At 69.0% G+C, this 23599-nt stretch carries 21 protein-coding genes and 2 tRNA genes; 17 read left to right on the plus strand and 6 right to left on the minus strand.

The genetic code is table 11. The features are described 5' to 3' along the window. Positions 1 to 76 precede the first annotated feature (76 nt). The 6 genes from dnaA to L3i22_RS00030 all read left to right on the plus strand — a co-directional run bounded on the left by dnaA (position 77) and on the right by L3i22_RS00030 (position 8497). A complete protein-coding gene (gene dnaA / locus L3i22_RS00005) occupies positions 77 to 1975 on the plus strand; it encodes a chromosomal replication initiator protein DnaA (RefSeq protein ID WP_221324962.1) in 1899 nt (632 codons plus the stop codon). Positions 1976 to 3875: 1900 nt separating this feature from the next. Next, on the plus strand, positions 3876 to 5009 hold the full coding sequence (gene dnaN, locus L3i22_RS00010; RefSeq protein ID WP_221324963.1) for a DNA polymerase III subunit beta: 1134 nt from the start codon (positions 3876 to 3878) through the stop codon (positions 5007 to 5009). 39 nt (positions 5010 to 5048) lie between these two features. Continuing rightward, on the plus strand, positions 5049 to 5921 hold the full coding sequence (gene gnd, locus L3i22_RS00015; protein WP_221324964.1) for a phosphogluconate dehydrogenase (NAD(+)-dependent, decarboxylating): 873 nt from the start codon (positions 5049 to 5051) through the stop codon (positions 5919 to 5921). A 3-nt stretch (positions 5922 to 5924) separates the two neighbouring features. After that, positions 5925 to 7055 (plus strand): DNA replication/repair protein RecF, encoded by a 1131-nt coding sequence (gene recF, locus L3i22_RS00020; RefSeq protein WP_221324965.1) that lies wholly within the window; start codon positions 5925 to 5927, stop codon positions 7053 to 7055. 657 nt (positions 7056 to 7712) lie between these two features. Next, the gene (locus L3i22_RS00025; protein ID WP_221329713.1) at positions 7713 to 8192 is read left to right on the plus strand and encodes a DciA family protein; all 480 of its coding nucleotides are present in this window, start codon (positions 7713 to 7715) and stop codon (positions 8190 to 8192) included. A 77-nt stretch (positions 8193 to 8269) separates the two neighbouring features. Further along, positions 8270 to 8497, plus strand: a complete 228-nt coding sequence (locus L3i22_RS00030; RefSeq protein ID WP_221324966.1) for a hypothetical protein — start codon at positions 8270 to 8272, stop codon at positions 8495 to 8497. A gap of 177 nt (positions 8498 to 8674) precedes the next feature. On the opposite strand, the gene L3i22_RS00035 is transcribed toward L3i22_RS00030, so the two are convergent. Beyond that, the gene (locus L3i22_RS00035) at positions 8675 to 9241 is read right to left on the minus strand and encodes a hypothetical protein (protein ID WP_221324967.1); all 567 of its coding nucleotides are present in this window, start codon (positions 9239 to 9241) and stop codon (positions 8675 to 8677) included. Between the two features lie 525 nt (positions 9242 to 9766). On the opposite strand from L3i22_RS00035, the gene gyrB reads away from it, so the two are divergent. The 8 genes from gyrB (at position 9767) to L3i22_RS00075 (ending at position 16962) form a co-directional block, all read left to right on the plus strand. Continuing rightward, positions 9767 to 11719: a DNA topoisomerase (ATP-hydrolyzing) subunit B gene (gene gyrB, locus L3i22_RS00040; protein WP_221324968.1), complete on the plus strand. Its 1953-nt coding sequence runs from the start codon at positions 9767 to 9769 to the stop codon at positions 11717 to 11719. 124 nt (positions 11720 to 11843) lie between these two features. Further along, positions 11844 to 14357, plus strand: a complete 2514-nt coding sequence (gene gyrA / locus L3i22_RS00045) for a DNA gyrase subunit A (RefSeq protein ID WP_221324969.1) — start codon at positions 11844 to 11846, stop codon at positions 14355 to 14357. Positions 14358 to 14360: 3 nt separating this feature from the next. Then, complete coding sequence (locus tag L3i22_RS00050; RefSeq protein WP_221324970.1) at positions 14361 to 15260, plus strand: DUF3566 domain-containing protein; 900 nt, start codon at positions 14361 to 14363, stop codon at positions 15258 to 15260. A 76-nt stretch (positions 15261 to 15336) separates the two neighbouring features. Beyond that, positions 15337 to 15410, plus strand: a tRNA-Ile gene (locus L3i22_RS00055). A gap of 100 nt (positions 15411 to 15510) precedes the next feature. Next, positions 15511 to 15639, plus strand: coding sequence for a DLW-39 family protein (locus L3i22_RS00060; protein ID WP_212847121.1), 129 nt, complete (start codon positions 15511 to 15513; stop codon positions 15637 to 15639). Between the two features lie 10 nt (positions 15640 to 15649). Next, positions 15650 to 15725: transfer RNA gene (locus tag L3i22_RS00065), tRNA-Ala, on the plus strand. Between the two features lie 165 nt (positions 15726 to 15890). Beyond that, positions 15891 to 16436 (plus strand): DUF6461 domain-containing protein, encoded by a 546-nt coding sequence (locus tag L3i22_RS00070; protein WP_255658809.1) that lies wholly within the window; start codon positions 15891 to 15893, stop codon positions 16434 to 16436. Between the two features lie 91 nt (positions 16437 to 16527). Beyond that, entirely contained in the window at positions 16528 to 16962 is a 435-nt protein-coding gene (locus L3i22_RS00075) for an NUDIX domain-containing protein (protein ID WP_221324972.1), read from the plus strand. A gap of 152 nt (positions 16963 to 17114) precedes the next feature. Here L3i22_RS00075 and L3i22_RS00080 read toward each other — a convergent pair whose 3' ends face one another. Further along, positions 17115 to 17561: a hypothetical protein gene (locus L3i22_RS00080; protein ID WP_221324973.1), complete on the minus strand. Its 447-nt coding sequence runs from the start codon at positions 17559 to 17561 to the stop codon at positions 17115 to 17117. A gap of 121 nt (positions 17562 to 17682) precedes the next feature. Here L3i22_RS00080 and L3i22_RS00085 point away from each other — a divergent pair, with 121 nt between their 5' ends. Further along, positions 17683 to 18234 (plus strand): YbaK/EbsC family protein, encoded by a 552-nt coding sequence (locus L3i22_RS00085; protein WP_221329714.1) that lies wholly within the window; start codon positions 17683 to 17685, stop codon positions 18232 to 18234. A 57-nt stretch (positions 18235 to 18291) separates the two neighbouring features. On the opposite strand, the gene L3i22_RS00090 is transcribed toward L3i22_RS00085, so the two are convergent. The 4 genes from L3i22_RS00090 to L3i22_RS00105 all read right to left on the minus strand — a co-directional run bounded on the left by L3i22_RS00090 (position 18292) and on the right by L3i22_RS00105 (position 21732). After that, entirely contained in the window at positions 18292 to 18933 is a 642-nt protein-coding gene (locus tag L3i22_RS00090; RefSeq protein ID WP_221324974.1) for a DsbA family protein, read from the minus strand. A 128-nt stretch (positions 18934 to 19061) separates the two neighbouring features. Next, positions 19062 to 19490 carry a SufE family protein gene (locus tag L3i22_RS00095; RefSeq protein WP_221324975.1) on the minus strand — a complete coding sequence of 143 codons (429 nt, stop codon included), beginning with the start codon at positions 19488 to 19490 and terminating at the stop codon, positions 19062 to 19064. Positions 19491 to 19578: 88 nt separating this feature from the next. Then, on the minus strand, positions 19579 to 19968 hold the full coding sequence (locus tag L3i22_RS00100) for a CBS domain-containing protein (RefSeq protein ID WP_221324976.1): 390 nt from the start codon (positions 19966 to 19968) through the stop codon (positions 19579 to 19581). Positions 19969 to 19998: 30 nt separating this feature from the next. Then, entirely contained in the window at positions 19999 to 21732 is a 1734-nt protein-coding gene (locus L3i22_RS00105; protein ID WP_221324977.1) for a proline--tRNA ligase, read from the minus strand. Between the two features lie 135 nt (positions 21733 to 21867). On the opposite strand from L3i22_RS00105, the gene L3i22_RS00110 reads away from it, so the two are divergent. Both L3i22_RS00110 and L3i22_RS00115 read left to right on the plus strand, forming a co-directional pair. Then, the gene (locus L3i22_RS00110) at positions 21868 to 22641 is read left to right on the plus strand and encodes an SGNH/GDSL hydrolase family protein (protein ID WP_221324978.1); all 774 of its coding nucleotides are present in this window, start codon (positions 21868 to 21870) and stop codon (positions 22639 to 22641) included. 17 nt (positions 22642 to 22658) lie between these two features. After that, entirely contained in the window at positions 22659 to 23558 is a 900-nt protein-coding gene (locus tag L3i22_RS00115) for a sulfurtransferase (protein ID WP_221324979.1), read from the plus strand. The last annotated feature ends 41 nt before the right edge of the window (positions 23559 to 23599 follow it).

Genomic DNA, 23599 nt, shown 5'->3' on the forward strand with positions numbered 1-23599 from the left:
GCACGGGCGCCGACAGGCAGAGGAAGGCCGGACACAAGGTCCACCGGGGGTCGGTGGCGATGGGGGTGGCGCGGCGGTGGCCGATCAGGTCGACCTTGGCTTGCTGTGGCAGGACACGCTCAGCGAGTTGTCCGAGGAGATCGCTTCCCGGCAGCAGCGTGCCTATCTCCGATTCACCCGTCTGCGGGCGATCGTCGAGGACACTGCTCTGCTGTCGGTTCCGGACGCCTACACCCGGGACGTGATCGAGCTGCGACTGCGGCCGGCGATCACCGAGGCCCTCACCCGCCGGCTGAACCGGCCGATCCAGGTCGCCGTCACGGTCCGCCCGCCGGAGGACGGCACCGGCATGCCCGGGACCGTGTACGGCACGCCCATCGAGGACACCGCCGAGCAGGCGCCCCGCGATCCGCAGCCGATGCACTACTCCGACGCGCCCCGGCATCCCGACCCGCGGCCGTACCAGCCCGAGTCGTACCAGCCCGAGCTCCCGGCCTACCCGCCCGAGCAGTCGCAGTATCAGCAGCAGGCCTTCGGCCCGCCGGACCGCGCGCCCGAGCCCTACCCGACCGGGTCCGCGCAGCACTCGTCGCCGTCGCCGTACGGCCGCGGTCTGTCCTCGGGCCGAGACAACCGTGACGGCCGAGATGGCCGGGACGGCCAGGAGGCGCTCTTCGCCGACCCGATGCCGCCCGCGACACAGGCCAACCGGCAGGGGCCGGCCCGCGCCCAGGAGCGGGGTTCCGATCGGGAGATGCCGCCGGCGCCGAACGAGTCCAACGCGCTGCGGCACCCCGCCGACCAGGCACACCTGCGGGACAACCAGCGCCATCAGGACGACCGCCGCGACGACCAGATGCCGATGCGCGCCGGTGACAGCGGCCCCGGCCGGGCCCCGATCGACCTGCGCGGCCCGGGTTCCTCCCCGCGCCCCGGCGGCCAGGACGGGAACCGGCTCAACCCGAAGTACATGTTCGAGACGTTCGTCATCGGCTCGTCCAACCGCTTCGCGCACGCGGCGTCGGTCGCGGTGGCCGAGTCCCCGGCGAAGGCGTACAACCCGCTCTTCATCTACGGCAGCTCCGGGCTGGGCAAGACCCACCTCCTGCACGCCATCGGTCACTACGCAACCACCCTCGGACACGCACGCTCCGTGCGCTACGTGTCGACCGAGGAGTTCACCAACGATTTCATCAACAGCCTGCGGGACGACAAGACGCAGGCGTTCCAGCGCCGCTATCGCGACGTCGACATCCTGTTGATCGACGACATCCAGTTCCTGGAGAACCGCGAGCGGACGCAGGAGGAGTTCTTCCACACCTTCAACACGCTCCACAACGCGAACAAGCAGATCGTGATCAGCTCGGACCGCTCGCCGCGGCAGCTGGCCACGCTGGAAGACCGGATGCGCACCCGCTTCGAGTGGGGCCTGCTCGCCGACATCCAGCCGCCGGACCTCGAGACGCGCATCGCGATCCTGCAGAAGAAGGCCGCGCAGGAGCGCATGTACGCCCCCGACGACGTGCTGGAGTTCATCGCGTCCCGGGTCTCCAGCTCAATCCGCGAGCTCGAGGGCGCCCTCATCCGGGTGACCGCGTTCGCCAGCCTGACCCGCTCCCCGGTACAGCTCTCGCTGGCCGAGGAGGTCCTGCGCGACTTCATGCCGGACGGCGCCGGCCCGGAGATCACCGCGGACCAGATCATGGTCTCCACCGCCGATTACTTCGGCGTCTCGCTGGAGGATCTGCGCGGACACTCCCGATCGCGGGTGCTGGTCAACGCGCGCCAGGTCGCCATGTACCTCTGCCGCGAGCTGACCGATCTCTCCCTGCCGCGGATCGGCCAGGCCTTCGGCGGCCGCGACCACACCACGGTCATGCACGCCGACCGCAAGATCCGCCAACACATGGCCGAGCGCCGGTCGCTCTACAACCAGATCGCCGAGCTGACAAACCGGATCAAACAAAACACCTGATTCGGTACGCCGAGCAGCGCCCTCACCGCAGTGACCCCGCCCCGCCGAGCGACCCATGCCCAGCGGGGCCCGGGCCGCTTCCGGCAACCGGGCTGAATCTCTACTCCAGGTACGCGGTCCCATGGCCGGCATCGGTCAGCCACGGGCCACGCCACGGCCGGCCCCCGTCGCCTCTCCTCGCCGCGTCGTCCCCGGCCCGTCCACAGCCACGCGCCACCCGCGCCCGCTGCCCCGCTGCCCACCGCCGTACGCCCGCCCCGCGCCCGCTGCCCCGCCGCCGTGCCCGCGCCCCGCGCCCGCTGCCATGCCCGCGCGTCGGCCCGCGCGCCGCCGGCCGACGCATCCAGGGCGCCTCTCGCCGTCCACACGGCTGGTCACCTGCCCATGGCCTGGTCAAACGCCGTCCACAGACCCCACGCGCCACGTTGTCCACAGGATCCACACAGACCTATACACAGGCCCTCGACCCGCTATTCACCCCTAGTCACGAGTCCCAGCAGGCATTTCGCCACTCGACGGCTGGCCGCCGCCACAGTTATCACCAGGCCCGGCACGGCATCGACCCCGGTTTACCCACAGCCTGGGGCCCCATCGCACAGCTCGCCGCGCCTCCGGCCCGATCCGGCCCACGCCGCCGGACGGCCCCGGACGCCGGCCGATCTGGGTTTCCCACAGGGACGCCAGTTACCCACAGGCAGGTGACAACGGCATTGAACTGGGACAACGCGGAATCCCCACAGTTATCCACCGGTTTTACACGGGGTTGTCCACAGACTCGGCCGCAAATTCGACCCTGAACTGCAGGAATTCACGGTCATCCATGTCAACTTTTTAGGGCGGCCGGAGCAAAGTTGTCAACGTCGGAACGGGTCTGTTTCGTGCCAACGTTGTCCACAGCTATCCACAGGCGTCCACAGGCTCCCTCCCCAGACAGTGGATATCTTTTCGCTCGTAACCCACAGATGTGGACAACTTCTGGGGAAATCGATGTGGACAACCACGGAGAGTCATCGGTTAGTCAGGTGCCTGTGGACGCCTGTGGATTACCTGTTGAAGGATCTGGGGACGACGGGACGGTCACGTGTCTACGTTCATCCACAGGTCGGGGGACAAACCCAGTGGATTACCGGTGGATAACCGGTGGACAACGGTGGACAACCCTGTGCGCGGAGCCTGGCTGTGGACACAGACCCCCAGTTTTACCCCGGTTTCCCACATGTGAATCACCGGTGGATAACCCTGTGACCTGCAAAAACACGGGTTTTCCACAGTTTGCACAGGACCTATGAAGACGACTAGTTATTTCTCTAATGGAGAACAAAAGAAATCATCAGCGTGTGGAAAGTTGGTTGGGCCGCTCGCGGAGCGCCTCGGGAGGGCAGAAACCCGCACCGGAAAAGAGGGTCAGGTGCCTAGCCTCGGATCCCGGAGACTCGCTGCCGATGGGAAGACCGTCGGGAGAGACAGCACCGATGCGCCGCCAACGGAGAACGGTCCAGGACGGCACCGAGCGGATGTGGACGCGCCCTTCCGGCCCGGTGAAGAGTTAGCCCCGATGAGCGTCGACGCCTCGACCCGCTCCGGACCCCGCCTCAGCGATGGATCGGAAGCAGCCGGGCGTCACCCGCTCGGTCAGACCATCAGCACCGGAAGAGACCCGACAGCCCGGCGACCCCGGCGCTGTCGTCCGGATCGAAGAGCGTTCAGTCGGAAGAGCGTCAACATCGGCCGCCCCCGGCGTTTCGCTTCTCGGGCCGGAGCAAGGCAAGGTAGGGCAGTGCCATAAAGGCTCGGCGGGCCTCGCTCGCCGCACCCGGGGTCGGGCACACGTGCACACGGTCAGCGCCATAGAGTTTCAGTGGGCTCCACGCCCCGTAGAGAAAGCATCGCGGAGGACAGCATGAAGTTCCGGGTGGAGCGAGACTCGCTCGCCGAGGCCGTGGCCTGGACGGCCAAGAGCCTGCCCAGCCGGCCGTCAGTGCCGGTGCTCGCCGGCGTCCTGCTGCGAGTCACCGACGGCCGCCTGCAGGTCTCGGGGTTCGACTACGAGGTCTCCAGCCAGGTCTCCGTCGAGGTCCAGGCGGACGCCGACGGCGCCGCGCTGGTCTCCGGCCGCCTGCTCGCCGAGATCACCAAGGCGCTGCCCGGCAAGCCGGTCGACATCGCCGCGGTCGGCGCCCACCTCGAGCTGGTCTGCGGCAGTGCGCGTTTCACCCTTCCCACGATGCCGGTGGAGGACTATCCGACCCTCCCGGACATGCCATCCAGCGCGGGCCTCGTCGACGCCGCTACGTTCGCCTCAGCGGTTTCCCAGGTGGCCATCGCGGCCGGCCGGGACGAGACGCTGCCGATGATGACCGGGGTCCGGATCGAGCTGAACGGCTCGTCGATGGCGATGCTCGCCACCGACCGCTACCGGCTGGCGATGCGCGAGATCGAGTGGACCCCGGACGACCCGGACATCAGCCTGAACGCGCTGGTCCCGGCGAAGACGCTGAACGACACGGCCAAGGCGCTCGGCCCGGCCGGCGGCTCGGTCACGCTGGCCCTGGCACAGGGCAACGCCGGCGAGGGCATGATCGGCTTCGCGGGCGGCGCCCGGCGGACGACCAGCCGGCTGCTCGACGGGGCGAACTACCCGCCGGTCCGCTCGCTCTTCCCGGCCTCGCACAACGCCGAGGCCCGGATCGCCGTCTCGGCCCTGGTCGAGGTCGTCCGACGGGTCGCCCTGGTCGCCGAGCGCACCACCCCCGTGCTGCTCAGCTTCAGCGAGGACGGTCTGGTCGTCGAGGCCGGCACCACCGAGGAGGCGCGCGCCAGCGAGGCAATGGAGGCCGCGTTCACCGGTGAGGGGCTGACCATCGGCTTCAATCCGCAGTATCTGATCGACGGTCTGCAGAACCTCGGCGCACCCACCGCGGTCTTCTCGTTCGTCGACGCGTTCAAGCCGGCTGTGATCTCGCCCGCTGCCGAAAGCGGCGAAATCATCCCGGGATACCGCTATCTGATCATGCCGATCCGGGTAACGCGCTGATACTGAGCGAGGATCATTCGCACTTCTAGGGGGAAGACCATGCAACTCGGCCTGATCGGTCTCGGCCGCATGGGTGGCAACATGCGGGAACGACTCCGTGCTGCCGGGCACGAAGTCGTCGGATTCGACCAGAACCTGGACATCAGTGACGCCAGCAGCCTGGCCGACCTGGCCGGGAAACTGGCTGCTCCGCGCGTGGTGTGGACCATGGTTCCGTCCGGCAAGATCACCGAGGACACCATCGACGCCCTCGCCGAGGTGCTGTCGCCCGGCGACGTCATCATCGACGGCGGGAACTCCAAGTTCACCGACGACGCCCCGCGAGCAGAGCGGCTCGCGAAGAAGGGCATCAAGTACATGGACGTCGGCGTGTCCGGCGGCGTCTGGGGCATCACCAACGGCTACGCCCTGATGGTCGGCGGCGACAAGGAGACGGTGGCGCACTGCATGCCGATCTTCGAGGCGCTGAAGCCGGCCGGTGAGTTCGGGTTCGCGCACGCGGGCGGCCCGGGTGCCGGTCACTACGCCAAGATGGTGCACAACGGCATCGAGTACGGCCTGATGCACGCGTACGCCGAGGGGTACGAGATCCTCGAGGCGTCCGAGCACGTCGACAACGTGCCCGCGATCATCAAGAGCTGGCGGGAGGGCAGCGTCGTCAAGTCGTGGCTGCTCGACCTGCTGGACCGGGCCCTCGACGAGGACCCGAAGCTGTCCGCCCTCAAGGGCTACGCGGACGACACCGGCGAGGGTCGCTGGACCGTCGACGAGGCGGTTCGCCTCGCCGTGCCGGCCCACGTGATCTCGGCGTCGCTGTTCGCCCGGTTCGCGTCCCGCCAGGAGGACTCGCCGGCGATGAAGGCCGTCGCGGCACTCCGTAACCAGTTCGGCGGCCACGCCGTCAAGCGCTGATCGATGCACGTACGCCGGGTCGAGCTCGTCGACTTCCGTTCCTACGAGCGGGTTGCCGTTGATCTCGAACCCGGCGTGTCCGTGCTGGTCGGCCAGAACGGCATGGGCAAGACGAACCTGATCGAGGCGCTCGGGTACGTGGCCACTCTGGACAGTCACCGGGTGGCCACCGACGCTCCGCTGGTGCGCTTCGGCGCCACCTCGGCGGTGATCCGCTGCGCGATCGTCCACGATGGCCGCGAGCTGCTGGTCGAGCTGGAGATCGTGCCGGGCCGGGCGAATCGGGCGCGGCTCAACCGGTCGCCGGTGCGGCGCCCGCGCGAGGTGCTCGGCGCCCTGCGGATGGTGCTCTTCGCGCCGGAGGACCTGGAGCTGGTCCGCGGCGACCCGTCCGAGCGCCGGCGCTATCTCGACGACCTGCTGGTCGCGCGGCAGCCGCGGTATGCCGGGGTCCGCGCCGACTACGACCGGGTGGTCAAGCAGCGCAACGCGTTGCTGCGGACGGCGTATCTGACCCGCAAGGTGGGCGGGACCCGTGGGCAGGACCTGTCGACGCTGGCCGTTTGGGATCAGCATCTGGCCCATCACGGGGCGGAGCTGCTGGCCGGCCGGCTCGAGCTGGCGGCGGCTCTCGCGCCGCATCTGACCAAGGCGTACGACGCGGTGGCGGCCGGCAAGTCGGCGGCGTCGATCACGTACGCGTCGCGGCTCGGCGACGACGTGACACCGGACCGCGCGGCGCTGCAGACCGCCCTGCTGGACAAGATGCTGGAGCGGCGGACGGCCGAGATCGAGCGGGGTACGACGCTGGTCGGCCCACATCGCGACGACCTCGCGCTGTCGCTGGGCGAGCTGCCGGCGAAGGGGTACGCGAGCCACGGCGAGTCGTGGTCGTTCGCGCTGGCGCTGCGGCTCGCGGCGTACGACCTGTTGCGGTCGGACGGGATCGAGCCGGTGCTGATCCTGGACGACGTCTTCGCCGAGCTGGACGCCGGCCGGCGTGATCGGCTGGCGGCGCTGGTGTCCGATGCCGCCCAGCTGCTGGTGACGTGCGCGGTGCCGGAGGACGTGCCGGCGGCGTTGCGCGGCGCCCGCTTCGACGTGACCACCGGAGCCGTGAGCCGTGCGCTCTGACGGCGGTGGGACTACCCACAGCCTGTGGACAACTGCTGTGGTGCTTTGTGGAGATTCGCGGACTTCGCCGGGAATGTGGACGACGATGTGCGCGGGGCGGACGGCCGGCCCGGGAACGGGGCGCCGTTCAGCGGCGCTGAACGGGCCGTGGAGCGCTCCGGGGTGGGCGATGCCGGGGTCGGTGTGGCTGAATAGGTCCGGCGGGGCTGGTGCGCTTGTTGACGGATCGTCGGCCGGTGTCGTGAGCGCGGGTTATCCACAGGGGGTGGCGGCATGCCGCGAGCGGTGAGTGGGGCCGGCGGCGGACGGCGCAATCAGCGGCCTGCGGCGGAGACCGGATCGGCCACGGGCGGCAACGCGGCTCCGGCCGGCGGGGATCCCGCCGCGGCGAGGAGCGGCGCGAGCGGCGGCGACGAGGCATCCGCGGCCAGGGGTGGCACGGCGGGCCGCGGCGGCGCTTCCGCGGCGAAAGCCGGCGCGACAGGCAAAGGAACCACGGGCGCGACAGGCAACGGAACCGCAGGCGGGACAGGTAAGGGAACCGCAGGCGGGACCGGTGACGGGACCGTTGGTGCGACGGGTGGCGGGACCGCTGGGGCGGCCGGTGGCGCGGATGTCGCCGCGGCTGCGGCGGAGGCAGGGAAGGCCGGGCCGGAGCTGGCCCGCGCGGTGCTGGACGCGGCGCTGACGAAGCGGCGGGCGGCGGCTCAGCAGCCCCGCCGGCGCAATGCCGGCCAGGGCGGGAAGCGGCTGCGCGGATACTCCGGGCCGGGGCCCGATCCGCGGGACCCGCAGCTGTTCGGCGCGGTGCTGGAGCGCCTGATGAAGGCGCGCGGCTGGGAGCGGCCGAAGGCCGAGGCGACCGTCTTCGGCGCCTGGGAGAAAGTGGTCGGGGCGGACATCGCCGCGCACAGCCGGCCGATCAAGCTCGATGCCGGGGTGCTGACCGTCGAGGCGGAGTCGACGGCGTGGGCGACCCAGCTGCGGATGCTGACCGGCCAGCTGCTCAAGCAGATCGCCGGCGAGGTCGGCCACAACGTCGTCAACCGGTTGAACATCCACGGGCCGGCCGCGCCGTCCTGGGCCAAGGGGCCGCGCCGGGTGCAGGGCCGCGGGCCGCGGGACACCTACGGCTGAGGTTTGCCGTCGGGTGAACTTCCCGGATTTTCTGCTGTTCGTGCAACCAGAACGGCTTTTCCAGCGTCTTAGCCCACATGGTCCTTCGGCGATTACTGGCCCTGCTCCTGCCCGTGGCGGGTGTTCTCGCGGCCGCGACGACCCCGGCCTGGGCGGCGGCGTCCGGCGGCTCGGTGCGGGACGGCATGCGCTGGTCGTTGTTCCTGGGCACCGGGATCGGGGTGCTGCTGCTCGTGATCGTGGGCGAGATGTGGTGGCTGGGCCGTCAGGACGCGCGTGCGTCGGTGGACTCCGACCGCACGTGACGGACGGTTGAAGCGCAACCACCCACGCAGAATGAAGGGTGCGGCGATCGTTTTGGACGCGCCAGCGGCCAGATCGCCGTGCCCGGCCCCCGCGGGAGCGGCGGTCTGTACCCGTCGCCCACATGGGACATCAATAATTTGATCTTTAATCGGCGGACGGTGACCGAAAACGATCCGTCAGTAATCGGCGAAGACCGCGAACCCGCGCTCCGCGCAGCGGCGGTAGAAACCGGCCAGGACCGCGAGCTCGGTGCGGGCGAAGCTCCAGTGCGGGGCGTTGCCGGCGTCGTCGCGCAGCGCGGCGAGCCGATGATCGAGCCAGCGCAGCTGCTGCTCGGCGAGCCGGCCCCCGGCGATCGCGGTCCGCATCACCTCGGCGACGGTGTCGAAGGTGACCAGGTCACCGAACTTCTCGTGGCCCTCGACGAAGCGCTCCAGGCCGCCGGCGATCCAGGCGCAGCCGTCCGGGTCGATCACCGGGTCCTCGTCCTCGGCGGCCGCGTCGGTCGCGTAGAGCACGCCGTCCAGGCCCAGGAGCAGGTCGACGAGCTCGGTGTACGCGGTCGCGCGCACCGTGCCGGTCTTCGCGATGTGCAGCGCGAGGGCGCCGGTGGGCGCGGCGATCTCCGGCGCGTCGGCGATCCCGCCGAAGTCGACGAACTCGGCGGGGGCCACCGGGTCGTAGTACTGGTTCGTCCGCGGCCAGTGCACCGCGACGTTGTCCAGGCCCTTGTCGTGCGCCATCGGGGCAACCCTTCCTCGACCTGACCTTGCGGCCTTGCGCCATGCATGGCCCGCGCGGGCGAGGTTACGACACCAACGCCTGCCGTTGACAGGCAGTGTCGCAGCGAGTCCCGGCCGGGCCCGGAAGGCGCGCCCGGCTGGCAGCGTTTGCGGTTGCGCGGCCGGGCGTTCCGTGTAGGGGGAGACGTGGGAGGCGGGCTGAATCCGGCTACGGGACTCTCAGACGCCCGGAAGGGGTGCGCGCCCTCGCCAACTCGCTTCGGCGGAGTAGAATCGACAGGGACCGGGAAAACCGTGCTTGACGGTGTTGGAGCTGCTACACGCAGCTACCTTCGTCACGCTACGCGGTTTTTCCAGCCGATCATCATCCGCGGGCAGTCCGCGGCGACCGGCGTGCGTGGTTCCACCGGTGGTCCGCTGCTTCCGCGGTGTCATCAGCCGGTGCCTCGTGCGCGTCGTTCGCTGCTGGGCGCCCGTCAACCCCGTGCGGGGCCCGACGGGTCCGGTGCGAGAAAGCGGCCGAGGGTGGCAGAGAACAATCAGCAGTATGGTGCCGAGTCGATCACCGTGCTCGAAGGCCTCGAGGCAGTTCGCAAGCGTCCCGGTATGTACATCGGCTCCACCGGCGAACGGGGTCTGCACCACCTGGTCTGGGAGGTCGTGGACAACGCCGTCGACGAGGCGCTGGCCGGCTACTGCGACACGATCGACGTGGTCCTGCTCGCCGATGGTGGCGTCTCGGTCACCGACAACGGCCGTGGCTTCCCGGTCGACATGCACCCCAAGCTGAAGAAGCCGGGCGTCGAGGTGGCGCTGACCGTGCTGCACGCGGGTGGCAAGTTCGACAACCAGGCCTACAAGGTCTCCGGTGGTCTGCACGGCGTCGGCGTCTCGGTGGTGAACGCGCTCTCCACCAAGATGGCCGTGGTCATCCACAAGAGCGGCTTTGTCTGGCGTCAGCAGTACAACCTCTCCATCCCGACCGAGCTGATCAAGGGCGAGACGACCGAGACGACCGGGTCGACCGTCCAGTTCTGGCCGGATCCGAACATCTTCGAGACGGTGGAGTTCGACTTCCAGACGATCTACCGCCGGCTCCAGGAGATGGCCTTCCTGAACCGCGCTCTCACCATCAACTTCACTGACGAGCGGCCGGTGTCGGCCGACGAGAACGGTGAGCCCCGCAAGGTCAGCTTCATGTACGCGGACGGCATCGCCGACTTCGTGCGGCACCTCAACGCCACCAAGAGCGCGATCCACAAGACCGTGATCGAGTTCGGCACCGAGGACGACGCCGCCGGCATGGGCGTCGAGATCGCCATGCAGTGGAACGAGTCCTACGGCGAGTCGGTCTACACCTTCGCGAACCGCATCAACACGCACGAGGGCGGCACCCACGAAGAGGGCTTCCGCGCCGCGCTGACCACGATCGTCAACAAGTACGGCACCGAGAAGAAGTTCCTCAAGGGCGACCAGAAACTGTCCGGTGAGGACATTCGCGAGGGTCTCGCCGCGATCATCTCGGTGACCCTGCGCGAGCCGCAGTTCGAGGGCCAGACCAAGACGAAGCTCGGCAACACCGACATGAAGAGCTTCGTGCAGCGGGTCGCCAACGAGCAGCTCGCGGACTGGTTCGACCGCAACCCGGCCGATGCCAAAATGATCATCACCAAGGCCGACCAGGCGGCCCGGGCCCGGATCGCCGCGCAGCAGGCGCGCAAGCTGGCCCGTCGCAAGTCGCTGCTGGAGTCCGGCTCGATGCCGGGCAAGCTGGCCGACTGCCAGTCCACCGACCCGCGCGAGACCGAGCTGTTCATCGTCGAGGGTGACTCGGCCGGCGGCTCGGCGAAGCAGGGCCGGTCGAGCAAGTACCAGGCGATTCTCCCGATCCGCGGCAAGATCCTGAACGTGGAGAAGGCCCGGATCGACCGGGTGCTGAAGAACAACGAGGTCCAGTCGCTGATCACGGCGATGGGCACCGGCATCCACGACGAGTTCGATATCGGCAAGTTGCGGTATCACAAGATCATCCTGATGGCCGACGCCGACGTCGACGGCCAGCACATCCAGACGCTGCTGCTCACCCTGCTGTTCCGCTTCATGCGGCCGATGGTCGAGCTGGGTCACGTCTACCTGGCCGCCCCGCCGCTCTACAAGATCAAGTGGAACAAGCGTGGGGACGATGCGCAGTACGCGTACTCCGACCGGGAGCGGGACGGGCTGATCGCGCTGCGTCAGCAGAAGAAGGCGAACGCCAAGCCGGACGACATCCAGCGGTTCAAGGGCCTCGGCGAGATGAACTTCCACGAGCTGTGGGACACCACGATGGACCCGGAGACGCGGACGCTGCGCCAGGTGACCCTGGACGACGCCGCGGTGGCCGACGAGCTGTTCAGCGTGCTGATGGGTGAGGACGTCGAGGCGCGGCGGTCCTTCATCCAGCGTAACGCCAAGGACGTCAGGTTCCTCGACATCTGATCCTCCGGACTGACACTGCTGGTCATGTGTCCACAGCGATGGGCACATTTCCACAGTGTTATCCACAGCAATTCGCGGGTCTTTGACCGAATTTGTCTGGCTTCACCTTGAGTAAGGGTTAACAGTGACTGACATTCCCGAACCCCCTGACGGCGACGCGATCCCGGAGGCGCCCGGCGGCGGCGTGAGCCAGCGCGTCGAGCCGGTGGGTCTCGAGGTCGAGATGCAGCGGTCGTACCTCGACTACGCGATGAGCGTCATCGTCGGGCGAGCCCTGCCCGACGTCCGTGACGGCCTGAAGCCGGTACACCGCAAGATCCTTTATGCGATGTACGACGCCGGCTTCCGGCCCGATCGTGGGTACGTCAAGTGCGCGCGCGTCGTCGGTGACGTGATGGGCAACTACCACCCGCACGGCGACTCGTCGATCTACGACGCCCTGGTCCGGATGGGCCAGCCGTGGTCGCTGCGGTACCCGCTGATCGACGGCAACGGCAACTTCGGCTCGCCGGGTAACGACCCGCCGGCGGCCATGCGGTACACCGAGTCGAAGCTGTCCGCGCTGGCGATGGAGATGCTGCGGGACATCGACGAGGACACCGTCGACATGCAGGACAACTACGACGGGCGGACCCGGGAGCCCACGATCCTGCCGGCTCGGTTCCCGAACCTGCTGGTCAACGGTTCCGAGGGCATCGCGGTCGGCATGGCGACCAAGATCCCGCCGCACAACCTGCGGGAGATCGCGGCCGCCGTCCAGTGGGCCTTGGACAACATCGACGCCGACGAGGCGACCACGCTCGAGGCGCTGCTCGAGATCGTCAAGGGGCCGGACTTCCCGACCTACGGCCTGATCGTGGGGCAGCAGGCGATCCAGGACGCGTACCGGACCGGGCGCGGCTCGATCCGGATGCGCGCGGTGGTCGAGGTCGAGGAGGACCAGCGCGGCCGCCCCTGTCTCGTGGTGACCGAGCTGCCCTACCAGGTGAACCCGGACAACCTGGCCGAGCGGGTCGCGGAGCTGGTCAAGGAGGGCAAGCTCACCGGGATCGCCGACATCCGGGACGAGTCCTCCGGCCGTACCGGCATGCGGTTGATCCTGGTCCTGAAGCGCGACGCGGTCGCCAAGGTGGTGCTGAACAACCTCTACAAGCACACCCAGCTGCAGGAGACCTTCGGCGCCAACATGCTGGCGCTGGTCGACGGGGTGCCGCGGACGCTGAACCTGGCGCAGTTCATCCGGTACTACGTCGAGCACCAGATCGAGGTCATCCGCCGGCGGACCGCGTACCGCCTGCGCAAGGCCGAGGAGCGCGCGCACATCCTGCGCGGTCTGGGCAAGGCGCTGGACATGCTCGACGAGGTTATCGCCCTGATCCGGCGGTCGCCGACGGTGGAGGACTCCCGCCAGGGCCTGATGACGTTGCTCGACGTCGACGAGATCCAGGCCACCGCGATCCTCGACATGCAGCTGCGCCGCCTGGCCGCCCTGGAGCGGCAGCGGATCATCGACGAGCTGGCGAAGATCGAGCTCGAGATCGCCGACTTCAAGGACATTCTCGCGAAGCCGGAACGGCAGCGGGCGATCATCTCCGAGGAACTCGGCGAGATCGTGCAGAAGTTCGGGAACGACCGGCGTACCCAGATCATCCCGTTCGACGGCGAGGTCTCCATGGAGGACCTCATCGCGCGCGAGGACGTTGTGGTGACCATCACACGAACTGGTTACGCCAAGCGCACCAAGGTCGACATGTATCGATCGCAGAAGCGCGGTGGCAAGGGCGTGAGCGGCGCAACCCTGCGCCAGGACGACATCGTCTCGCACTTCTACGTGATCTCCACGCACGACTGGATGCTGTTCTTCACGAACAAGGGCCGGGTCTATCGGGCGAAGGCGTACGAGCTGCCCGAGGCGAACCGCACGGCCAAGGGGCAGCACGTCGCGAACCTGCTGGCGTTCCAGCCGGACGAGCAGATCGCCCAGGTCATCCAGATCCCGAATTACCAGGTCGCGCCCTACCTTGTGCTCGCCACTAAGAATGGTCTGGTGAAGAAGACCCGCCTCGACGAATTTGACTCCAACCGCAGCGGTGGCATCATCGCCATCAACCTGCGGGAGGATGACGAATTGGTGGGCGCGGCGCTGGTGGCACCGGAGGACGATCTCCTCCTCGTGTCCAAGCACGCCCAGGCCATCCGGTTCAACGCGACCGACGACGCGCTGCGGCCGATGGGCCGGGCGACGTCCGGCGTGATCGGCATGCGCTTCGGCGACAACGACGAGCTGCTTGCCATGGAAGTGGTGGTCCCCGACATGGATGTGTTGGTCGCCACCAATGGTGGGTATGCGAAGCGGACACCGATCGAGGAATATCCGGTGCAGGGTCGTGGCGGCAAGGGGGTGCTCACCGCGAAGATCACCGAACGTCGTGGTGGACTTGTCGGCGCTCTGGTGATCAGCCCGGAGGATGAACTGTTTGCCATCACCAGCAATGGTGGTGTCATCCGGACTCCCGTGAAGCCTGTACGGCGCACACGGGATCGGAACACAATGGGGGTCAAGCTGATGGACCTCCCTGAAGGTGTAACCATCGTGGCGCTTGCTCGCAATGCCGACGAGCCTGACGAACAGGACTAGTTGATGCCGGAGACACAGGCGAAGTCGGGGGGCCCCGGGAGCTCAGCGGCACCGGGCGATGCGGCGAAGAACGACGGCGCCGCAACGCCCGGACGCGAGTCCGCTGGGCGCGCCGCTGTCCCCGCCGATGCCCCGTCCCCGCCGAAGTTCACCAGGGCGCCGGGCATGGCACCGCCGCCCGGTGAGCCATCCGCTCCCGGGCCGGAGGCCGAGGCCAAGCGCCCCGGCGCGCCGGCCGTGGCCAAGGCCTCGGCCGCGGTTCCGGTCGTGACCAAGGGCAAGGGCGCCGCGCCCGGAGCCGTCCAGGCGCGTCCTGGGCAGACCTCCGGCACCGTCTCAGGCGCCGCTGCGCGCCCGGCGGGCAGCGTTCCCTCGGTGACCCCGCCCGGCGCCGCGAAACAGCGCAGCGCGCCTGTCAGCGGGTCGGCCACGCCGGCCGGCCCGGGTGGCACGTCGGCGGTCGGGGCGGCCCGGGTCTCCGAGGCCGTTCGCTCGGCCCGTTCCACGGTCTCGTCGGCCGCGGCGCGTGGCCCGCGCCGGGCCCGGCTGAACCTCAAGCGGATCGACCCCTGGTCGGTGATGAAGTTCGCGTTCGCGGTCTCGATCGTGCTCTTCATCGTGGTGGTCGTCGCGACCTCGGTGCTCTACCTGGCGCTGGACACGATGGGCGTGTGGACCTCGGTCAACGACAGCCTCAAGGAACTGGTCAGCGCCAGCGGCGGGCCGGGCTCGACCGGTGGTGGCTTCCGGATCACCGCGTGGGGTGTCATCGGCACGTCGATGCTGATCGGCGCCGTCAACGTCGTGCTGTTCACGGCGCTGGCGACGCTCGGCGCGTTCATCTACAACGTCTGCGCCGACCTGGTGGGTGGCATCGAGCTCACGCTCGCGGAGCGCGACTGACGTCCTGATCGGGTTGTGAGCCACCCCCGTTTTGGTGGCTCGCAACCCGATGCGGTAAAGTTCTGTCCGCAGGTGAGGGGCTATAGCTCAGTCGGTTAGAGCGCAGAGCTGATAACTCTGAGGTCGATGGTTCGATTCCATCTAGCCCCACGAGCGATCGGGCGATCCCGTCCGCAGAAACGCGGACACGGGTCGCCCATTGTTTTTCTGGTGTTCCGTTACGTCTCCCGTTTCAGAGTGGGGGTAGCTGATGCTCAAGAAGCTTCTGATCGTGGCGGCCGTGGTCGGTGCTGCTGCGCTGGTGGTCAAGAAGGTCAAGGCCTCCAGTGACGAGCGCGCCCTGTGGCACGAGGCGACCACCGCTCCCGATCTGCGCTGAGGCGTCGTCCGGGGCCCTAGCTCAACTGGCAGAGCACCGCCTTTGCAAGGCGGGGGTTAGGGGTTCAAGTCCCCTGGGCTCCACCAATCCTCCAGCCCTCACCCTTCGGTGAGGGCTTTCGCGTTTTCCGGACTGTTTACGCGTTGCGCTCCAATCAGGACAATGCGTCAGCGCATCCTATTCTTTGCGTTACCTTTCGATGAAATTTTTGATCTACTGACGCGGTGCGACGGCGGGCTCTCCTGGCGGCGGTGACGTTGGCGTCATTGGCCGGATGCGGCAGGTCACGGGCGGTTCTGGAGCTCGCGGACAGTGACGAAGGACACCTATGGGCGAAAGCGGACGGGCCGCTCGGGCGGGGGTTCTGCCTCACGCTCGTGCGCGGGCTGCGCCCGGTCAAGGTGGCGCGGGCGATCGGCGGTAAGAGCCACGAGACGGTCTACTGGGCGCAGCTTGTCGGGCCCGGGGACGGTGAAGAGGGTGGCGGGCGGTATTTCCTCGGGCTGGCCGGCTTCGACGACTGGACGCTGATCCTGGAGGACGGCGGCGACGGCGGGCTCGGAATGGACACCGCGATCGTGGGACCGTTGTCCGAAGGGCGTTCCGTGCTGGCGTACCGGGGCGATGCGATGGGACGCGGGAATCGGCGGACCTATCGTGACGGGCGACTCGAAACGGACGTGATGGATCACACCTCGACGGCCATTTCGTACCTCGAAGGGCAGATCGGGTTCAAGCTGACCGGGGCGTTGCTCGAGTCGAAGACATATCTGCTGGTCACCGTTCCGAAGGTGTAGCTACGCATTTGCCCGTTCTGCGTCTGCCAGTTATCCACAGGGGAATGAAGGAATCCTGCACGCGGCCATCGCGCCGGTTAGCCTGCGATTCGTGAGTGAGCGAAGACGGGCCGCCGCCGTGATCGTGCGGGACGGGCGGGTGCTGATGGTGCATGAGCGCAGCCGCCGATCCGGTGGCGGCGAATGGTGGACTCTGCCCGGCGGCGGGCTGCAGCCCGGCGAGACGGCTGAGGACGCGGTGCGGCGTGAGGTCTTCGAGGAGACCGGGCTGGTGGTCAGCGACCTGCGGTATGTGTTGGAGATGCCGTATCCGTCGGGGATGACCTCGGTGTTCGCGGTCTCCGTCGCCGACGGGGAGCCACGGGCGGGGCGGGATGACGGGTCCGGGCCGGAGCCGCTCGGGTTGGACTGGTTGCCGGTGCCGGAGCTGCCGATCGAGACCAGTGGGGTGCCGGTGCCGCCGTTGATGGTGGTGCTGCCGACGATGGGGTCGCCGGTGGAGCGAGCTTCGGCGGTGGATTGGTAGAGGCTGCGGCCGGGGTGCGCGGTGGACTTCTCCGGGCTTCTCCGGGCTTCTCCGGGTCTCGCCAGGGCTGTGAGGCGCCGAGGCCGGCTCAGATCGAGGCCGGCTCAGACCGAGGCCGGCTCAGACCGAGGCCGGCTCAGATCGAGGCCGGCTCAGACCGAGGTTGACTCGGAGATCGGGGCTGGGGTGGGCAGCGGGGCCGCGATCGTGCGGTGGCGCTCGGCGATGAAGTAGACGACCGCCGCGGCGTAGCTGAACGTCAGCAGCAGGCTCAGGACGCGGATCGACGGCGGCGGGAAGGGCAGCGCCGCGATCGAGAGCGAGACGGCCGCCCAGCCGGCGAGCAGGCCGGTGTTGATCAGGTCGTGGCGTCCCCAGCGGCCGGTGCGGCGGTGGGCCTGGCGCTGGATCTCCACGGTGAAGGCGTGAGACATACCCAGGGCCAGCAGGGCCAGCAGAATCGTGGCGAAGACGGAGTGCTGGCCGCCGGCGACCGCGGCCATGGCGGTGGCGCCGGTCATCAGGGCCAGGCCACTGACGGTTCCGACTCGGGCCTCGCGGCGCTCGGGTGCGTACTCCTCTCCCACAATCTCAGACATTCGGCATGATCCGGCGAAACCTGAGTAGTGGCTGGCGGGATGGTGCTTCTGTCCCGCAATGCGTGGCCGGTTGGTGTCCGGTGGTTGCCGGGCGCGGGTTGGGGCGATGATGGCGGGCGTGATGGGAAGCCTGCAGACCGAATCTGCTCAGTCTCGACCCGATCTGCTCGCGGCGCCGGTGGCCAAGGCGCTCGCGGTGTGGCCGGAGGACGCCCCGGTGGACGTCGATCAGGTGCTGGTGGCGCCGATCGATGCGAGCCTGGCGGACACCGCGGCGTTCTGCGAGGCGTACGGGGTGACCCTCGCCGAGTCGGCCAACTGCGTGATCGTCGCCGGCCGGCGGGGTGAGGTCACGAAGTACGCGGCCGTCGTCGTGCTCGCCACGACCCGGGCGGATGTGAACGGCGCGATCCGTCGACACCTCGACGTGCGTAAATGCAGCTTCGCGCCGATGGATGAGGCGGTGTCCCGGACCGGGATGGAGTACGGCGGGATCACCCCGATCGGGCTGCCCGCCGACTGGCCGATCCTGGTCGACTCCCGGTTGATCGCCACGCCGCACGTCATCGTGGGATCGGGAGTCCGGCACAGCAAGATCGCGTTGCCCGGCCCGGCGCTCGGAGCGCTCCCGGGTGCCCAGGTGATCGATGGCCTGGCCAAGGAGATCGGCTGACCTGCGGGGCTCCGACCGTAGCCGTCGATCAGTGTCTATACCGTTCCACGTGAAACGCTATAGACCGGCGTCGACGGCTTCGCGGCGGGCGATCTCGGTGAACGCGGCCAGCAGCGTCGCGGGTTCCTGGGCGCCCTGGACCATGTACTTTCCGTCGATGAAAAAGGCCGGGACGCTGGTGATGTTCAGTTCCCGGGCCGCGGCCAGGTCGGTGGTGACCGCGCTGGTGCCGGCGTCCGACTCCAGGTAGGCCCGGGCCGCCGCGGGGTTCAGCCCGATCGAGCCGGCCACCTCGGCGAGGGCCGGGAGCGAGCCGACGTCGATACCCGCGGCGAAGTGCGCGCGTTGGACGGCGTCCAGCATGTCGGCCTGACGGTTCTGGGTCGCGGCCCAGGCGATCAGCCGGTGCGCGGCGAACGTGTTGGCCGCGATGGCGCGATCGAAGTCGAGCGTCAGGCCGTCCGCCGCGGCCAGGGCGGTCACGTGGGCGAGCATCTGGTCGGCCTGCTCCGTGCCGCCGAACTTCTCGGCCATGACCTGCCGGATCGGGAGTGGGCGTGGCACCGGCGCGGCGTCCAACTGGTACGCGCGGTAGGTGACCGTGACGTCGCCGTCGTACCGGGACAGCGCGATCTCGAGGCGCCGCTTGCCGAGGTAGCACCACGGGCAGACGACATCGGACCAGACCTGGATGTCCACGCTTCTCCGTTCCGAAGTGAAGGGGTGAAGGGGCGAAGGGAAGGCGGCCGACCTGGGGGCGAGGGGTGACGGCCCGGGGTGAGCGGGCCGGGCTGGGCGCCGGCTGGCCCGGGTGGTGTGCGGGTGGGTCAGCTCAGCTGGTCGGTGATCTGGCGCTTGAGGCGGGCCAGGATCGCCGTGCCGCCGCGGACCCGGAGCGGGCTGATCGTCTGGCCCAGACCCATCCGGCCGTAGAGATCGTCCGGCACGGCGAGGATCTCGGCCGCGGTCGAGCCGGCCAGGCCCTCGGCGAGGATGCCGGCGAAGGCGCGGGTGGTCGGCGCTTCCGGCGGGCAGTCGAAGTACGTCACGACGGTGGAGTCCGGCTGGACCTCGGCCTTGAGGAAGAACGCGGTCTGGCACTCCGGCACCTGCTCCATGCCCTCGTGCCCGGTCAGCTCGGCGGGCAGCGGGGGCACCGCGTCGGAGAACTCCAGCAGCATCTCCAGGACCACCTCGCGGGGTGCGGAGACGAAGTCCTCAACGATCTCGGCCAGCTTCGGCGGCATATCGGTCACGAGATCCAACCTACGCGTCGATGCCCAGCGCCCGCCCAACAGCCGGGCGTGAGATCAGGCAGCGGCTGTGGTGGGCCGGTGGGATGGGTCAGGCGGCGGCTGAGGTGGGGAGCAGGGCCACGTCGCTCAGGCTCAGTAGGCCGACGACCTGACGGTCGGCGTCGCAGACCAGGAGGCGGCGGACGGCCCGGGACCGCATGGCCTGGACCGCCTCCTCCACGGTCGCGTTCTGCTCGATCATGATGAGCTCACGGGAGGCGATCGAGCCGAGCGTCGTCGACCCCACCGGCAGACCCTCGGCGATCGCCCGGACCACGATGTCGCGATCGGTGACGATGCCGGCCATGGTCGGCCCGTGGGTCACCACCACGTCGCCGATCCCCTGGTCGCGCATCGCCTGAGCGGCCTCGTCGAGCGACGTGTCCGCCGGCAGGTAGACCACCCGCCGGGTCATCGCGTCCGCCACCAGCCTCGCCATGCCGATCACTCCTGTCCGTCGATACGTCGATTACTCCAGTCTGCCCATGACCACCCCGGGGATGTCCACCAGCGACACGTCGTTCCGCTCACCGGTGCGACGATCACGCCATTCGGCGTACCCCTCGGCGAGGCGGCGGCCGACCACGATCGTCCGGGCGATGCCGATCAGCTCGGCGTCGGTGAACTTGACCCCGGCCGACAGGTTGGGCCGGTCGTCGACCAGGACCCGGAGCCCGGCCGCGACAAGCGTCCGGCCCAGGGACAGCGCCGCCTCGATCTGGCCGTCCTTCCCGGCCGCGACGATGTGCACGTCGGCCGGCGCGACCTCGGCCGGCCAGAGCAGCCCGCGCTCGTCGTGGTGCTGCTCGGCGATCGCGGCGACGGCCCGGGACAGGCCGATGCCGTAGCTGCCCATGGTCGGGCGGACCGGCTTGCCGTCGGCGCCCAGCACGTCCACCTTGAAGGCGTCCGTGTAGCGCCGGCCGAGCTGGAAGATGTGCCCGATCTCGATGCCGCGCCGGATGGTCAGGACGCCGTCGCCGCAGGCCGGGCACGGGTCGCCGGCCCGGACCTCGGCCGCCTCGATCGTGCCGTCCGGGGTGAAGTCCCGGCCGGCGACCACGTCGGTGGCGTGCCGGCCGGGCTCGTTGGCGCCGGTCAGCCACGCGGTGCCGGGCGCGACGCGCGGATCGGCCAGGTAGCGCAGCTTGGTGTCCTGCGGGCCGATGTAGCCCTTGACCAGGTCCGGGCGGGACGCGAAGTCGTCGAAGAGGGTGGCGGTGGCCGGGGCGAGCGCGGCGTTCAGGCGCTTCAGGTCGACCTCACGGTCGCCGGGCACGCCGATGGCCAGCACCTCGTCCTCGCGGCCCGGGTGGTGCACGGTGACCACCACGTTCTTCAGGGTGTCGGCGGCGGTCCAGTCCGAGCGGCCGCCCAGTTGCCGGGCGTTGGCGACGTCGACCAGGGCGGCGATGGTCGGGGTGTCCGGGGTGTCGTGCACGGTCAGGGCCGGCGCGGTGACCGGGGCGGCGGGCGGCACGGGCGTGGTCACGGCCTCGGTGTTGGCGGCGTAGTCGCACGTGGTGCAGCCGACGAAGGTGTCCTCGCCGACCTCGGCGACGGCCAGGAACTCCTCGGAGGCGGACCCGCCCATCGCGCCGGACACCGCCGAGACGATCGTGTGGTCGAGGCCCAGGCGACGGAAGATTCGCTGGTAGGCGGCGCGCATATCGCCGTACGCCGCAATTAGTCCGTCGTCTTTGAGGTCGAAAGAGTAAGCGTCCTTCATCAGGAACTCGCGGCCGCGCAGCAGGCCGCCGCGTGGCCGCGCCTCGTCCCGGAACTTCGTCTGGATCTGGAAGAGGCGGAGCGGAAAGTCCCGGTACGAGGTGGTCATGTCCTGCACGAGCAGGGTGAACATCTCCTCGTGGGTGGGCGCCAGCAGGTAGTCGGCGCCGCGGCGGTCCTGGAGCGTGAAGATGTCGTCGCCGTATTCGGTCCAGCGCCCGCTGACGTCGTAGGGCTCGCGCGGCAGCAGCGCCGGGAAGGCGACCTCCTGGCCGTCGACGGCGGTCATCTCCGCGCGGACGATCGTGGTGATCCGGTCCAGCACCAGCTTGCCGAGCGGCAGCCAGGTGTAGCCGCCCGGCGCGGCGCGACGGATGAAACCGGCGCGAAGCAGGAGCCGATGGCTCGGCACCTCCGCGTCGGCCGGCTCCTCGCGCAGGGTCCTGAGCAGCAATGTGGACATCCGAAGCAGCATGGACATCGAGCCTAGAGATGCGGTACGACTAAATCACGCGCTTATCTAGGTGTCGCCAGCGTCACGTTCCGCTTCTTACCTGTCCGGTGGAAAACTGATCCGGCAACCAAAGCTGAACAGACGTTAGGGGGAACGATGGCCTGGCGCAGCTTCGTGGCAATCGGGGACAGCTTCACCGAGGGCATGTGCGACGAGTATCCGGACGGCACGTACCGAGGGTGGGCGGACCTGGTCGCCACTCGACTAGCGGTCGATTCCGGCCCCGACTTCGGGTACGCCAACCTGGCGATCCGCGGCCGGCTCCTGGATCAGGTGATCGCCGAGCAACTCGAGCCGGCGCTCGCGATGAAGCCGGATCTGGTGAGTTTCGCGGCCGGCGGCAACGACATCCTGCGGCCCCGGGTGGACCCACACACCCTGGTCGAGCGGATGGACCCGGTGATCGCCCGGATCCGGGCCACCGGCGCGGACGTGATCATGTTCCGGTTCGCCGACGTCGCGGTGCACATACCCGGTGGTCAGCGCATGATCGGGACTCGTGCGGGGATCCTCAACGACGGGTTCCGGGAGATCGCCGAGCGGCACGGGGCGCATCTGATCGACCTGTTCGCGGATCACACGTACCTGAACCGGAGCATGTGGAGCGACGACCGTCTGCACCTCTCCGACACCGGGCACCGCCGGGTCGCCGGGCACGTGCTGAACGCGCTCGGCGTCGGCGTCGAGGAGGACTGGATGCTGGTCCCGCCGGCGCCGCAGTCCACGCCGTGGCGGCTGGCGCTCAGCGCGGACGTGCGCTGGGCCCGGGAGCACCTGGCGCCCTGGGTCGGGCGGCACCTGCTCGGGCGTTCGACCGGTGACCTCATCACGGCGAAGCGCCCGGTGCTGGCCCCGATCGACGATGTGTAAGCGCTAGCGTGGCAGGCATGTCCGTTCCGAACGATCCGGCGCAGGCGCTGCAGGCCTACGCGCACCCCGACAAACTGGTCACCACCGAGTGGCTCGCCGCGAACCTGGATACGCCCGGTCTGGTCGTCGTCGAGTCGGACGAGGACGTGCTGCTCTACGACACCGGGCACATCCCGGGGGCGGTCAAGGTCGACTGGCACCTGGAGCTGAACGACCAGGTCACCCGCGACTACCTGGACCCGGCCGCGTTCGCCGCGATGTGTGCGGCCAAGGGCATCGGCCGCGACGACACGATCGTGTTCTATGGCGACAACTTCAACTGGTGGGCGTCGTACGCACTCTGGGTCTTCAGTCTTTTCGGACACCGGGACGTGCGCCTGCTCGACGGCGGCCGGCAGAAGTGGGTGGCCGAGGGGCGCGAGGTGACCCGGGAGAAGACCACCCGCCCCAAGGCGGAGTACGCGGTGCCGGTCCGCAACGACGCGGAGATCCGGGCATTCCGTGACCAGGTCATGGGGCACATCGCCAGCGGGCGGCCGCTGGTCGACGTCCGTTCCCCGCAGGAGTACACCGGCGAGCTGACCCACATGGCGGCGTACCCGCAGGAGGGCGCGCTGCGTGGCGGGCACATCCCGGGCGCGGTGAGCAAGCCGTGGAAGTCCGCCGCCAACGACGACGGCACGTTCAAGGCGCACGACGACCTGATCAAGATCTACCGCGACGAGCTGGGCCTGGAGACGGGCGACGACATCATCGCCTACTGCCGGATCGGCGAGCGGTCCAGTCACACCTGGTTCGTCCTGCGGCACCTGCTGGGGTACCCGCAGGTCCGCAACTACGACGGTTCCTGGACGGAGTGGGGCAATCTGGTCCGCGCCCCGATCGCCAAGGGCGCCGAGCCCGGCGGACTCAGTTGATCTTCGCCTGACGAAAGTCTGATGAAAGCCTGACCAGAGAA

Source organism: Actinoplanes sp. L3-i22, from assembly GCF_019704555.1.
Lineage (GTDB): Bacteria > Actinomycetota > Actinomycetes > Mycobacteriales > Micromonosporaceae > Actinoplanes.

What these genes read in the sequence shown, in the direction of transcription:
- L3i22_RS00115 (WP_221324979.1), top strand. Translation starts at nt 22,659, where the DNA reads ATGTCCGTTCCGAACGATCCGGCGCAGGCGCTGCAGGCCTACGCGCAC.
- L3i22_RS00035 (WP_221324967.1), bottom strand. Translation starts at nt 9,241, where the DNA reads ATGGCGCACGACAAGGGCCTGGACAACGTCGCGGTGCACTGGCCGCGG.
- recF (WP_221324965.1), top strand. Translation starts at nt 5,925, where the DNA reads ATGCACGTACGCCGGGTCGAGCTCGTCGACTTCCGTTCCTACGAGCGG.
- L3i22_RS00030 (WP_221324966.1), top strand. Translation starts at nt 8,270, where the DNA reads ATGGTCCTTCGGCGATTACTGGCCCTGCTCCTGCCCGTGGCGGGTGTT.
- L3i22_RS00080 (WP_221324973.1), bottom strand. Translation starts at nt 17,561, where the DNA reads ATGTCTGAGATTGTGGGAGAGGAGTACGCACCCGAGCGCCGCGAGGCC.
- L3i22_RS00105 (WP_221324977.1), bottom strand. Translation starts at nt 21,732, where the DNA reads ATGCTGCTTCGGATGTCCACATTGCTGCTCAGGACCCTGCGCGAGGAG.
- gnd (WP_221324964.1), top strand. Translation starts at nt 5,049, where the DNA reads ATGCAACTCGGCCTGATCGGTCTCGGCCGCATGGGTGGCAACATGCGG.
- L3i22_RS00110 (WP_221324978.1), top strand. Translation starts at nt 21,868, where the DNA reads ATGGCCTGGCGCAGCTTCGTGGCAATCGGGGACAGCTTCACCGAGGGC.
- dnaN (WP_221324963.1), top strand. Translation starts at nt 3,876, where the DNA reads ATGAAGTTCCGGGTGGAGCGAGACTCGCTCGCCGAGGCCGTGGCCTGG.
- L3i22_RS00085 (WP_221329714.1), top strand. Translation starts at nt 17,683, where the DNA reads ATGGGAAGCCTGCAGACCGAATCTGCTCAGTCTCGACCCGATCTGCTC.
- L3i22_RS00100 (WP_221324976.1), bottom strand. Translation starts at nt 19,968, where the DNA reads ATGGCGAGGCTGGTGGCGGACGCGATGACCCGGCGGGTGGTCTACCTG.
- L3i22_RS00050 (WP_221324970.1), top strand. Translation starts at nt 14,361, where the DNA reads ATGCCGGAGACACAGGCGAAGTCGGGGGGCCCCGGGAGCTCAGCGGCA.
- L3i22_RS00060 (WP_212847121.1), top strand. Translation starts at nt 15,511, where the DNA reads ATGCTCAAGAAGCTTCTGATCGTGGCGGCCGTGGTCGGTGCTGCTGCG.